16 protein-coding genes are annotated in these 12,315 nt (G+C 38.0%); 8 read left to right on the top strand and 8 right to left on the bottom strand.

Going from position 1 to position 12,315, the window contains the following annotated elements:
* Positions 1 to 281 precede the first annotated feature (281 nt).
* Complete coding sequence (gene ubiE / locus M901_RS12860; protein WP_021278637.1) at positions 282 to 992, bottom strand: bifunctional demethylmenaquinone methyltransferase/2-methoxy-6-polyprenyl-1,4-benzoquinol methylase UbiE; 711 nt, start codon at positions 990 to 992, stop codon at positions 282 to 284.
* Positions 993 to 1,148: 156 nt separating this feature from the next.
* Between ubiE and M901_RS12855 the strand changes: the two genes are divergently transcribed.
* A complete protein-coding gene (locus M901_RS12855) occupies positions 1,149 to 2,123 on the top strand; it encodes a polyprenyl synthetase family protein (RefSeq protein WP_021278635.1) in 975 nt (324 codons plus the stop codon).
* A 3-nt stretch (positions 2,124 to 2,126) separates the two neighbouring features.
* On the opposite strand, the gene M901_RS12850 is transcribed toward M901_RS12855, so the two are convergent.
* The 5 genes from M901_RS12850 to M901_RS12835 form a co-directional block, all read right to left on the bottom strand.
* On the bottom strand, positions 2,127 to 3,305 hold the full coding sequence (locus tag M901_RS12850) for an endonuclease/exonuclease/phosphatase family protein (protein ID WP_021278624.1): 1,179 nt from the start codon (positions 3,303 to 3,305) through the stop codon (positions 2,127 to 2,129).
* Positions 3,306 to 3,331: 26 nt separating this feature from the next.
* On the bottom strand, positions 3,332 to 3,742 hold the full coding sequence (locus tag M901_RS12845; RefSeq protein ID WP_021278631.1) for a hypothetical protein: 411 nt from the start codon (positions 3,740 to 3,742) through the stop codon (positions 3,332 to 3,334).
* A complete protein-coding gene (locus M901_RS12840; RefSeq protein ID WP_021278622.1) occupies positions 3,739 to 4,368 on the bottom strand; it encodes a M24 family metallopeptidase in 630 nt (209 codons plus the stop codon). The genes M901_RS12845 and M901_RS12840 overlap by 4 nt, the downstream gene beginning before the upstream one ends.
* Positions 4,343 to 4,555 (bottom strand): M24 family metallopeptidase, encoded by a 213-nt coding sequence (locus tag M901_RS16690; RefSeq protein WP_053335879.1) that lies wholly within the window; start codon positions 4,553 to 4,555, stop codon positions 4,343 to 4,345. Before M901_RS16690 ends, M901_RS12840 begins: the two co-directional genes overlap by 26 nt.
* Before the next feature lie 115 nt (positions 4,556 to 4,670).
* Positions 4,671 to 5,093 carry an aminopeptidase P N-terminal domain-containing protein gene (locus M901_RS12835; RefSeq protein ID WP_021278636.1) on the bottom strand — a complete coding sequence of 141 codons (423 nt, stop codon included), beginning with the start codon at positions 5,091 to 5,093 and terminating at the stop codon, positions 4,671 to 4,673.
* A 115-nt stretch (positions 5,094 to 5,208) separates the two neighbouring features.
* Between M901_RS12835 and M901_RS12830 the strand changes: the two genes are divergently transcribed.
* The gene (locus M901_RS12830) at positions 5,209 to 5,811 is read left to right on the top strand and encodes a hypothetical protein (protein ID WP_157680007.1); all 603 of its coding nucleotides are present in this window, start codon (positions 5,209 to 5,211) and stop codon (positions 5,809 to 5,811) included.
* Between the two features lie 62 nt (positions 5,812 to 5,873).
* On the opposite strand, the gene M901_RS12825 is transcribed toward M901_RS12830, so the two are convergent.
* Complete coding sequence (locus M901_RS12825; RefSeq protein ID WP_021278627.1) at positions 5,874 to 6,533, bottom strand: hypothetical protein; 660 nt, start codon at positions 6,531 to 6,533, stop codon at positions 5,874 to 5,876.
* A 248-nt stretch (positions 6,534 to 6,781) separates the two neighbouring features.
* Between M901_RS12825 and M901_RS12820 the strand changes: the two genes are divergently transcribed.
* The 3 genes from M901_RS12820 to M901_RS12810 all read left to right on the top strand — a co-directional run bounded on the left by M901_RS12820 (position 6,782) and on the right by M901_RS12810 (position 8,690).
* A complete protein-coding gene (locus tag M901_RS12820; RefSeq protein ID WP_021278625.1) occupies positions 6,782 to 7,342 on the top strand; it encodes a hypothetical protein in 561 nt (186 codons plus the stop codon).
* A 39-nt stretch (positions 7,343 to 7,381) separates the two neighbouring features.
* Positions 7,382 to 8,164: a DUF968 domain-containing protein gene (locus M901_RS12815; protein WP_081653460.1), complete on the top strand. Its 783-nt coding sequence runs from the start codon at positions 7,382 to 7,384 to the stop codon at positions 8,162 to 8,164.
* An 88-nt stretch (positions 8,165 to 8,252) separates the two neighbouring features.
* Positions 8,253 to 8,690, top strand: coding sequence for a hypothetical protein (locus M901_RS12810; protein WP_021278632.1), 438 nt, complete (start codon positions 8,253 to 8,255; stop codon positions 8,688 to 8,690).
* 30 nt (positions 8,691 to 8,720) lie between these two features.
* Here the strand turns inward: M901_RS12810 and lysS are convergent, their stop codons facing one another.
* Positions 8,721 to 10,313, bottom strand: coding sequence for a lysine--tRNA ligase (lysS, locus tag M901_RS12805; RefSeq protein WP_021278629.1), 1,593 nt, complete (start codon positions 10,311 to 10,313; stop codon positions 8,721 to 8,723).
* 137 nt (positions 10,314 to 10,450) lie between these two features.
* On the opposite strand from lysS, the gene M901_RS12800 reads away from it, so the two are divergent.
* From M901_RS12800 to M901_RS12790, 3 genes are all read left to right on the top strand, one after another.
* Positions 10,451 to 10,672, top strand: coding sequence for a hypothetical protein (locus tag M901_RS12800; protein ID WP_021278638.1), 222 nt, complete (start codon positions 10,451 to 10,453; stop codon positions 10,670 to 10,672).
* 217 nt (positions 10,673 to 10,889) lie between these two features.
* Positions 10,890 to 11,252: a hypothetical protein gene (locus M901_RS12795; RefSeq protein ID WP_021278626.1), complete on the top strand. Its 363-nt coding sequence runs from the start codon at positions 10,890 to 10,892 to the stop codon at positions 11,250 to 11,252.
* A 68-nt stretch (positions 11,253 to 11,320) separates the two neighbouring features.
* Positions 11,321 to 12,004: a hypothetical protein gene (locus M901_RS12790; protein ID WP_021278628.1), complete on the top strand. Its 684-nt coding sequence runs from the start codon at positions 11,321 to 11,323 to the stop codon at positions 12,002 to 12,004.
* Positions 12,005 to 12,315 lie beyond the last annotated feature (311 nt).

Raw genomic sequence — 12,315 nt, 5'->3', positions numbered from 1 at the left:
ANTTTCTTTTACAACTTGATCGATTTCGTCAAACTGATAGAGACTTGTAAAGTTCTTCCAAGACCCTAGTGCAAGAAACTCTGTATCCTGGTCCTTATTCTTAAAATAGTACTTAGGAATAGGATGAAAGTGGCTAAGTAGTCCTGCAATATTTAAGATATTAGAGTCAAATTCGAAGGCCATATATTGTGGCCCTTGATATTTCTTTACTCCCTCAAGATCACCCTTGATAAGAGTATTTATAATCTGCTCTTGAATATAACCTAGTGTAAGTTGCACTATTATTTTTCTCCAATATAAAGAGTTGCAATTCCAAAAGTTAACTCTTCATAACGAACATTTTTAAAACCAGCTTTTACCATCATGTCAGCAAAATCTTGCCCATAAGGGAAGTCTTCTACTGTCTCATTGAGGTAGCTGTAGGCATCTTTATGTTTTGAGATTAAATTACCAACAAATGGTAAGAGATATCTAAAGTAGAAGAAGTAAATTCCTTTAAATAGAGGATTCTTAGGGATTGAAAATTCCAATACCATTGATCTTCCACCTGGTTTAATAACACGGAACATATTCTCTAGTGAACGCTGTGGATCTGGAAAGTTTCTAATTCCAAATGAAACAGTCGTGACATCAAAGAGCTCGTCAGCAGTTGGGATTTCTACACCGTCACCAATTTGCATGGCGGCCTTGTGCGCATAACCTTTCTTGTCGATTTTGATCTTTCCAATATCAACCATACCTTTTGACATATCAAGCCCCGTGACTTTTTCTACAGAGTCTTGTTTTGCAAGAACGATTGTCAGATCCCCTGTCCCACATGCTAGGTCAAGACATTGAAGATTCTTTCTAGGAGGTAGGTTTTTAATAACTTTCTTTCTCCAATAAATATCAATTCCAAATGAGAGGAGGTGATTTAAAAAATCATAAGTTCCAGCGATCTTATCAAAGATTTTGTAAGACTCAGTCTTTCTTTCGGCCAATTGGTTGCTCATTGCATTATATCCTTTTATACTTTTGGCCAAAGATATACCGTAGGGCGAAAAATGACAAGGGACGAGTGCTCGACATGTATTAACTGCCCCAGTAGTTTACAGAGCTGGCCCTTTTTGCTAAAACTTGCTGATATTTTTAGATTTAGTTAGGTTATTATGACGAATTTCTTAGAAGCAATCCCGGGTGAAATCCTGGAAAAAATTGGCGATATGGATCTTTCTATTGAGAGCGAAAGCTGTCATGAGGCCGTTTCATCGGTTCTTGCCAAAACAGTACTCTCTGGTGGAAAGAGACTTAGACCCATGCTTTGCTTCTTAATGGGACGTTATTTTAATATTGAAATCAATAAGTTAGATCCATTTGCGAAATCAATCGAGATGGTTCACGCGGCCTCACTTGCTCATGACGATGTTGTCGACAATGCAACTCAAAGAAGGGGAGAGCCATCTATAAATATTGTTTCTTCAAATAAGAGAGCTGTTTTGGCCGGAGACTATCTTCTTGCCGATGTTATCTACACACTCTCAAATCAAGGTGATCTCAAGATTGTTCAAGAAATGTCTAAGGTTATTCAAGATCTCGCTCTTGGTGAGTGGATTCAATCTGATGCTATTGAACAAAGGGCCTATACTCAAGAGTTGATTGAGCGAATTGCTCACTATAAGACAGCTTCTGTGATGAGTTGGTGTACTTGGATTGGTGCCTATGCCGCTGGTGCTCCTGAGAGTATTTGTGAGCAGGCCAGAGAATTTGGTCATAGAGTTGGCCTAGCATTTCAAATGATGGATGACACTTTAGACTTTGCCTCGACTTCTGATAAGGACTTCCTTCTTGATGTAAAGAATGGAGTTGTGAATTCTGTTATTCTTGAATGGCTCATTCTTCATCCTTCAAAATATGAAGCTTATAAGAGCGGGACTTCTCTTGAGTCTCTTTGGAATGAAGATAGAATTGAGGAAGCAGTTGCTATTGTTGAGGCCCGTGCCCGTGAGCATATGAATATTGCCGGGAACTGTCTTAATAGTATTTCTGAGTATCTTATTTCTCAAGGTATGGATAAAGAAGAGGCCAACAAACGTATGGCCCCTCTTGAATTCATTATGTCATTTATTATTGATCGTAATCACTAAGAATTAAAGTTCAAAGCTTGCCCAGATAGGGAAGTGATCACTTGCCAACTTAAGTTCAACAGAGTCACTGTTAAAGCACTTGTCGGCAGAAATTTTATCAGTTCTCGATTTCAATGCCTTTGGGAGTTCACTATACTTCATACATGAACCCTCTTCTTCATTTGGATAATAGATTCCAGCATCAACTAACTTCAATCCTCTGTAGGCAATATAGTCGAGAGTGAGTTTGAGTCTCTTTGCTGAGAAATTTTGATTCTCATGAGTGTGTATAGGTTTTTCCATCCAAAGATTTACTGACTTAAATAATCTTCTTAGAACTTCACTTCCTTTATTATTGGCGTAGATTGACGTATTCCAATCACCCATTGCAATAAAAATGGCATCTTTATTTAATGGTTTAATATGTGAGTATTTCTTTGGAAGCTTTACCGGAATATCAGTTCCTCCAGTTAAGTACCATTCTAGAAATCTTAATTGATCGCGGTTTCTCTCATAATTAGGAGAACGACGATTACCAAAGTGAAAGGCCGGTGTGGCATGAAGAGTGATGACGTGAACTTCTTTGCCTTCAATTTCAATAATCGAATCAGTAAATGTCTTATCAAAGAGTTCTAGCCCGGTTGGGATTCTTCTTCCATTAGGTCTTCTAAATTTTGAGAATTTCACATTCTTATTAAACTCACGCCATTTTAGATCTTTGATGATGACTTCTTCTTTAATTGGAAACTTTGAAATAAGGGCCGTTGAATACTGGCCTGGAAAGAGACCGAAGTTATCTTGATCTGCAAGCTTTCGTGCTTGCTTTGTCATCTTTGTGAGATATTGACCTTTGAACTTCTTGGCCTTGTTTCCAGTATTGGCCTGGTTGAAACTTATTGCATGTTCCATTGGCTCCATCTTCAATGACTTCGCAAATACCTCTGCATTTCTTCCTTTCGTTCTGTAGTCACGCTTGGGGACATTTGGTAGATCATATTGGAGTTCATTAATTGATAAGAGATTATATTTGAATTCTCCTAGAATATCTTTGACGGCATTTAATTGCTTATTATCTTGGTGAAGCTTTTGAGTTGTCAGCTCCTTAATATTCCAGTGAACAACATTGACTGTGGCCTTCTTATTTTTAAAGCTTGAACAACTAAAGAGGGCGAGTGTTGTTAGTAAAAATAATACATTCTTCATTGGGGATATTCCTATTTCTAATACAATTAATTTGTGACTTGTTTACAAATATTCAAAGCATAAATAGCATCGTCTATGGCCAGGTAACAACGCTCTTTTCCCTTGAGGGTTTGTCTTGGGAAGCGACGACTCTTCTCCATTTTGTAAAAGATAGGGTCATTTTCAAGGGCCGTATTTGATCTTGCTTTTTTTACGATGATTTCAATAAGGCATTCCTTGTAGAGCTTTCCGGTGAGAGTTCTCTTTAGTTCAAGGTGAAACTCACCTGGAACGAGTTTCTTATACTCATCGAGAGCTCTTGTTTTATAACCTTTGTCATCGAGTTTAGACTTGAGCTTACGAATTAAACTTTCATCATAGTTGTGTTTTTTTGAAAAGGGATGCAAATGCACGAGGCAGCTTGGGTGTTGAAATGTTTCAACCCCTGCTGCACTCATTGGAAAAATAAAAAGAGATTAAGAATAAAGTCTCTATAATCTTTTTCACAGGCTTCCTCGATTTCTTTGATCTCTTTTGGAATCATGGCAGAGAGATTCTCATGTCCATTTTCAGTGATAAGAATATTATCTTCTATTCTAATCCCAATCCCTTTAAGTTCTTCTGGTAGTGAAGCATCCTCAGCAGGGAAGTAGAGACCTGGCTCAATCGTGAAGATAACACCTGGCTCAAACTTAATTGGGTCATCATTTTCATCAAGGTATGGGTTTTGGTCATGGACATCTAGTCCTAGCCAGTGACCTGTTCCATGTGGGAAGTACTTTCTAAAAGTTCCTTTTTCAAGGTTTTCCTCAAGGCTACCTACAAGGACCTTAAGGTCGATAAGTCCCTGAGTCAGAACATTGCATGTCGACTTGTGGAGCTCAGGAGATGTTCTCTCTGGCCATGAGTGACTGATGGCCGTTTTCTGTGCTTCAAGAACAATTTCGTAAACTTCTTTTTGAATTCCTGTGAATTTTCCATTTACTGGGAATGTTCTCGTAATATCTGTTGCATAATTATTTAACTGACTTCCGGCATCGATAAGGAGAAGGTCTCCGTCATTGAGTTGCTGGTTTATTTTCAATATAGTGAAGGATATTGGCATTATTTCCACCCGCTACGATATTGTCATAGGCATTACCCTGACTCTCGTCCTTACTAAAGATATATTCAATAAGCGCATTAACTTCTTTCTCTGATCTTCCTGGTGCTGCTAGGGCCATGGCCGCTCTATGGGCCTTGTCTGTTGCAATCATTGCCTTCTTCATCATAAGAATTTCATTTTGATCTTTTACAAAACGAAGTTGCTCAATATATTGACCAATATTGTGAACGATATGTGGTGGTTGTGCTGTATTCTTTCTCTTCTTATTGAAGAGCTCACCGCTAATTTTTTTGGACTTTATTTGTGATATCTAGTCTCTCATGAAAGTGGACATAGAGATTTTTGTGACCAGGTAGTAGTCCTTCCATAATTTTTTCAAAATCTTCAATGGCAAAGGCCTCATCTGCACCAAGGAGATCCTTGGCCTTTTCTAGTCCAAGTCTTTTTCCCATCCACATCTCTTCAAGCTCATTATTTGGGCGAATGAAAATATATGTCTTAGTCTGACTGTCTTTCTTGCTAAGAACTAGCACACTATCAGGTTCATTGATTCCAGTTAAGTATCTGAAATTTGAATTCTGTCTAAATGGGAATTCTGTATCGTTACTTCTTGTCATGAATGTATTTGAAGCGATAACAGCGATTCCGTTATCCATTTTCTCAAAGAGTCTCTCTCTTCTATTTGCAAAATCTGTACTCTGCATATTCCATCCTTTTGATATTTGGATCATCTTAGCATTTCAAATATAAATTTTACACTTTAAAAGCATGAAAAGCCTTGCTGTGGTACAGTGCGTCAATATTTTGGAGAAATAAGTATTGAAAAGACTCTTACTATCATGCCTGCTTCTGTGCATGGGTACTCAAGTCCTTGCTAAGGACTTTATCACTGTTGGTGTCTCGGGTTTTGGGACCAGAAGAGCTGAAAATTATTGGCAACCAAGTGGTGCTCACGACAACCTTCCAACCTCAGGGGCCTATAAGAGCTACAAGCTTGTCCACTATGCTAAGAAGAAAGAACTTCAGCAAATTGTTGATAATTTTGAATGTTCAAAGGGTAAGAAGGGCCGTAAGGATTTGGGCCTAATTGTCATGGCCAATAGTTGGGGTTCGTATAAGGCAATTAAACTTACCAAGATGTATAAGAAGGCCTGTGGAGAAGAAATAGATCTCTTTATTATGGTTGATGGCGTGAAGAAGCCAATTGCCGCTCAAGGGATTCGTCCAAAGGCCAAGAAGTGTGTTAATTTCTATCAAACTCGCGGTGTTGTTCGCGGTAAGGCCATTAAAGGTTGTGAAAACCATGATATGACAAAATATTGTTATGATAGTGATAGTGGAGTTCAATGCCATATTCGCGTCGAGTGGTCTGGAACTGCTGATGGTGCTCAAATAATTAGAGATTATATTTATAGCAATTAAAAAAGGCCTACATAGTGTAGGCCTCTTTCGTTCTTATTGGAAAATACTTATAGAGCGAACTCTTAGAAGTTTGCTTTTCTACAAGACTGGTATCTATTTGCGTAACCTGCTTCAAATCTACAGTCACTCATAGCTTCTTGACAGGCCTGAGCTTGAACTCCAGTTCCTCTTCTTCCTGTCGCAGTTCCAAAGTGAGTATCAACGATTCTTCCTCTTTGGTTAACTCTTTCTACACGACAAGTTTTTGTCACATAGTCATAAGATGATCCACCACCGTTACTGTATGACTTTGCACAGTAAGCTCTTGGGTTTCTTCCATCCATTTGTCTATCCCATAGATCGTTCTCACACTTATTTCTCGCTTTTTGACATGCTTGTGATTGAGTCTGTCCCTTAGCTCTAAAAGTTGTGATAACTGATCCATTTCCTCTTCTTAGATCAAACTCACATGTTCTCTTTGTTGGAGTCGGTCTTGGAAATGGGTTAGTGTTAGTTTCTACCATACAGCTTGCATCTCTATAACGCCTTGACTGTCCAGCAAGTCTTCTCTTTTCGAAACGACATTCTCTAAGAGCTTCCTTACAAGCCTCAGAAGTTGAATACCCATAACCGCTGAAATGTCTAAGAGTATAACCCTGAACGTCTTTAAGCTTGGCCGAACAATACTCTGCTGCTGCAGAAGTTGCGAATAATGCTGCTGCTATAACAATAAATTTTTTCATACAAATCTCCCTCTCAAATTTGTTTTTTTATTTCTGTTAATAATAGAAATATAGGTCCAATTTAATTTGTTCAAGTGTCCACAAAATGAAATGTGAGAAAAAGGCCTAAATGTAAGAAAAAGTCGGAATTCTGACATTTTCACTCTGTAATATGTTCAAAATTGGCCTGTGACGGTAACAATTTGCCCCTTCGAGTTTTGATTTTTTGAAAAATTTGGCCGCAAAAAGCCCCTGTCGATAGGGGTTTTATGAAAAGAAGAAGTGAAATATATACTTTACCGATAGATTTTGAAATGGCCTACACCTTAGCTGACTCAGGAGAGTGGGAGGGCTTCGATTTTAAAGATGGAAAGCTGATTCATCGTGGAGTCACAGAGCAAATTGTTGGTGTTATCAATGAGTTAGATGAGAAGCTACTGGCAAAATCACTCTCGGTTTTCAAGTTCTTGGAAAAGGAGTGTATGCAGGTTCGAGTCAAATGTGTTGGTGGAGATATCTTTTGCTCGAAAATCATCAGAGGATCAAGAAATACAGTTTCAAACGCCCAGGAAATCAAGCAGATTATCTCCGCCATGGCCCATGATGCGAAGAAGATTGGTCGTGAAATTCTCTTGGTAGAAGTTGTTCATACTCATCTAGGACGACAGAGTCTTACTGTCTGTGATGGAAAGGTAGTAAAACTTGAAACTCACGCACTTTCGCAAAATGATATTAAGTGTATCGAGAAGGTGAAGGAATTTATTGATTTTCCGATCAAGATTAAGGCCATCACTCAAGAAAAAATGTCGTATTACAAGCTTGTCGCATAGCTTTTGCCAAGCCGTTCACAGTTGTCTAAAATTTCAATAATGAAATATTCGGACTTTAGTAATCATAGAAACTCAAGCTATATGCAGTGGCTTCGCACACAGAAGTGTGTGGCCTCTGGTGCACCTGCTGAGTGCGCTCATCATATTCGTCTTGGAACGAATGGTGGAAAAGGTTTAAAGCCTTCTGATTATTTCTGTATTCCGCTTGAAAATGATTATCATACCCATGGTCTCTATGCTGTTCACAGAATGGGAGAGCAGAGTTTCTTAGAAAAATTTAAATTAAATAGAGAAGAGCTCTTTATTCATTTTCTCACTCTGTATTTAAAGCAGAGTTATGAAATTGTTTTAGAATTTGACGGTCTTGGTGATATTGAAAAGATCGCAAAGCTTATTGAAGAGATCGAGAGTCGCAGACCGGCCAAGAAGGTTACGAAGCCTGGTGGCGCAAAGAAGTCAAAGAAATCAAAAGTCCAACCGAATCTGGTTGTCCCAAAGGCCAGTGAGACTGAATACTACCAAAAGGCCAAGGAGCTTAAGAGGCAAAGGGATAAAGAGCTCAGAGATCAATTAAGCGCTCAAAAACCAAAGCAGAAAACTGCGAGTCTTAAGGACAATCCCTTTTATCAGAAGGCCAAAGAACTTAAGCGAGAGCAAGATCAAAAACTTAGAAAAGAGCTGAAGCAAAAGTCACAATCTGTCACTGCACCTAAGAATATTGATCACTATGAAAAGCTTAAAGAAGAGCAAAAGATCAAGGCCCGTGAGTATCGTCGCGCTCAGTATCAGAAACTAAAACAATTAAAATCAGAACAAAAATAGGCACCTGATAAGGGCTTGCCATTGCTTAAGTTGTTGAAACTACGAGCTTGCATATGACGAGCTCATGACTTCCTTTATAATTTCCTCTATGAAGCAAGAACTACCTAAATTTCAAGATGGAGCTAAGCGTGTAAAGAAAGCACGAGTTGCTAAGAATAGCTCTAGTGATATTCCGGCCTACTATCAAGTGGCATTCTATATGATTACTCTCTTGGTTGTGGCCAAACTCAGTGTAACTGTCTACTTGCAAGAGCAAACGATTAAGGAATTAAATCAGCAGGTAAGTGAGTCACGTGAGTTAATAGAGAAGCAACATGCTTCGATGCTAAAGATTCAGTCACAAATAAGTGGCCTTGAACAAAGTGGGGCGAAGAGTTTTGCAAGAATCCCACAAATTGAAGCTGACTTGAAATTGATTAAAGATAAGAACTTTAGAAATCTTAGCTCAAATAATGAACTCATCATTAAGGCCCTACACAGTATAAAAGACTTTAAAGATAGTGAAGCTCCTCAAGAAGGAAAATAAAAAAGGCCCTTATAAAAAGGGCCTTTGTTTTTATTTTAGTAAGCTTAGTACGCGATCTTTTCCGATAGTTCTAATGAAACCAGCCAGCTTCGGTCCTTTCTCTCTTGAGATAAGAAGTTGATAGATTGGAACAAAAATATCAGCAGGTTTTAATTCCATCTCGTGCATGACTTCATACATTCTCTCATGGAGATCCTTGTCAGTTGCAAAGTTGTCCCACTCAGACTCAAGTACTTCTGAAAGTTTTTGAATATAATTAGCGGCCTCAGCACTCATTTCAAAATTAACTCTTTCTTTGTTAATTCTAAACTTGAACTCTTCTGGAGCATGGTTTTCAATCCAATAAATAGCTCTTTCAGATCTTTCTCTAAAGCGTCTCTCATCTCTGTCATTCTTGATCTGGTCAGCATATGAAGCTCTGGCCTTTTCAATATCCATGTCATTGATTTGAAGAACATTACAAAGGTGGCGTAGAGATGGTTGAAATGGCATCTCTTTTGGCATCTCACCAATTTGAGAAAGCTCAATAACTCTCTTGGCCATATTAACTTTCTTTTCGTTTCCAGCTTCAACACCATAAGCAAGTCTTTCTTGCTTATCAAAGTCCTCGTATGTTTTGAGAACATCGAGGTCAAATGAAACAGCAAAGTCGACATTAGTCTTATATGAGGCAAAAATCCATCTCACCATTTCTGGCTCATAGATTTTTAGGATATCATCAACAGTAACTAGGTTACCTTTAGATGATGACATTTTTCCGCCAAGTCCCTTAATTGAGACAAAGTCATATTGAAGATAAACTGGTGTTTCCCAGTCAAAGAGTTTTACAATTTCTTTTGCCGTTGTATACGATCCACCTTGAGAAGAGTGGTCTTTTCCACCTGGTTCGAAGTCAACTTTTTCAAAGGCCCATCTCATTGGCCAGTCAACACGCCATGGAAGCTTAACAAGTGACGTTGTATTGAGATCAATTTCTCCTTCATAGTCGTGCTCATTATGCTTATAAGTGATTTTCGATTCACCATCCCAACCCGTAATAGTTGTCTTATCTGTTTTATACTTTTCACAGTAAACAGAGATTGGGTAATACTCATCACCGTATGGAGTTGAACGGTATTCATTGAGAATATCTCTAATTTCTTTTCTCTTATTAAGAGCTCTTTTGATGTCTTCTTTGTAATCTCCGGCGCGATATTTCTTGGCCTGGTAAATTGGCTCAACTTCCACTCCAACTTTCTTAAGTTGTGTTTCAAAGTTGTGCTCGTGGTGAGCGGCATAACTCTCGTGCTCTCCAAAAGGATCTGGTGTATCAACAATTGGTTGAAACATATACTCTTTAAGTTTTTCTTGATTAGGTAGGTTTGCTGGAACTTTTCTAAAAGTATCGTAGTCATCCCAACTGAAAATGAAACGAACCTTCTTTCCTCTTGCTCTTAGGCCTCTGGCCACAAGATCAGTTGTGATAACTTCTCTAAAGTTACCAAAGTGAACAGTTCCCGATGGTGTGATTCCACTTGCTAGAACGTACTCATCCTTATCACCTTTTTGGCGGATAATTCTATCTGCTGTAATATCGGCCCAGTGAATCATAGGAGGACGGTTGTTATTTTCGTTGTTTGACATCTTGCATAACTCCATTAATCAAAAAATCAAGTATTTAAGGCATCAACAATAACAAATTTATTTCATTAAGAATAGGGCCGGGTTGACAAATGGCCGAAAAAAACCAACTTTTATCTATAGCTCATAAGGGAGTTCTCATGATTGTATCGGCAATATTTAAGGCCATCATATTTTATATACTTTTTATCACGATTCGTGGTGCTATTCGTGCACTTGGAAATTATTCTAAGATCAAAGAGCAGCTGAATCAGGCCAAAGAGAATTATCAAAATCAATATCAGTCTCATCAACAAAATAGTCAGAAGCAAAATCATGCGGGTGGTGATGTTATTGAGGCAGACTATAAAGTTTTAGATTAAAACTGCTCCACTATAATGGGGATGAGATTCACTCATCTCCATGAAATCATTTCTGAATTATCAGAATTTTCTCAGCTGTTAAAAATGTAAAAAGGCAAGTTGATGTTTTTACTTCAAAACCCTTTATTTTTAACCCCATTTCTGTATATCAGTTTGAAATTGACATATAGCTAGGTCACATTGTAGAAACGCACCACGCAAAAATTACGAGGCATAAATGAAAAAACTTGTGGTGCTTTTCCTGAGCATACTTATCTTTACTCACGCCAATACAATGGCAAAGAGCTGCGCTCACCAATGTTATATCTTTCATATTGATGAAAAAGAAACTCCTGTTGTCGCTACACCTGAAGCCTTTAGACCAATGGGTGGGCACTCTGAGAATATGAATGAAATTTGTGTTGCCAAACTTACTCACAAAGGTGAAATCTTAACTTTTGTCGTCAACGACATTTTTTCCAAAGAACTTAGTTTATCGATCAGAAAGAGTGGGGATTTACTTGCCGCAGGAAACTTCAACGGTTCCTTTGGAGCGATTTCTTTCTATCCAAAGAAGATTAGATTTTCTTGCCGCCGATAACGCTTTGCATATCCTCAGATTGAAAATCAATGCTTAGAATATTTCTATAGCTACTTCAAGGAGGAAGTATGAAGAGGTTTCTTACCTTAACTCTACTATTGTGTCTTTTTGTCTCATGTAATGAAGATGAGAATAAAGAAAAAGATGCTGCCAAAATCCGTGCCGGACAAGAATTAAATACTGATCAAAATAGAGCGCTAGACTCAGATGAGTTCGCAGTTGCCAAAACTATTTGTAAGGCCATCGAAGAGAAGAATGCTGACATTCAAGGCTGGATTGGTTTTTCGAAACGCTTCTTCTTTAATCGGTATAAGAAAGGTTGTGGAACAAGTGAAAGACAGATATCTGGCTTTAGCGCTTCTTTAACTGCGCCAGAAGAGTTTGGAGATATTCCTGAGTTTATCTCTGCTTCAGATGGAAATAAAGATAAGCAAGACTTTGTTTATAAAGTCTTTGTCGAAAAAGATCCTTTTATTAAAGACGTTTGTGATAAAGTTGCAAAGGATGAAAAGCCTAAGATTATTGAGTCTCTTGATAGTTATAAAGTGAAGTATAGATTTTTTGGTCGTAATAAACTAGAACTTGCGCTTTATCGTAATCAGGGTGGAAAAATGCTTCCTTATCTTTTTAATATTTATACGATAGAAACTAATAGCAATAGTGATCGTTATGGAATGGTACTTGATCGTTACTCTGGCTCATATTGTCGATCAAATAATCAAGATATCAGTTATATCAGGCAGCTCCTTTAAAAACTGCTATACATAGCTGGTGCTAAAAACTATTCAAAATTAATAAAATTGAATCAAATATAGACAAGGAGCTTGAGAGCTCCTTGTTATTTCAAATAGATACCCAAAGCTAAAAATATTCATCTTGCATAAAACAGTTATGATTTATAACTGCCCAATTTCTACCTGCAATTCTTCTACTAAAAACAAGCTTGTCATCAAAGATGGCCGCTACAAACGAGCCTGTGACTCTCGAAAAATTCAGCGCTTCAGATGTAAAGTCTGTGGTAAGAAATTCTCTCGAGCGACTTTCTGTTTTGAAAAGTACCAAA

It is taken from the genome of Bacteriovorax sp. DB6_IX, assembly GCF_000447775.1.
Taxonomy (GTDB): Bacteria; Bdellovibrionota; Bacteriovoracia; order Bacteriovoracales; family Bacteriovoracaceae; genus Halobacteriovorax_A.
This window is presented reverse-complemented; position numbering and strand designations above follow the sequence as displayed.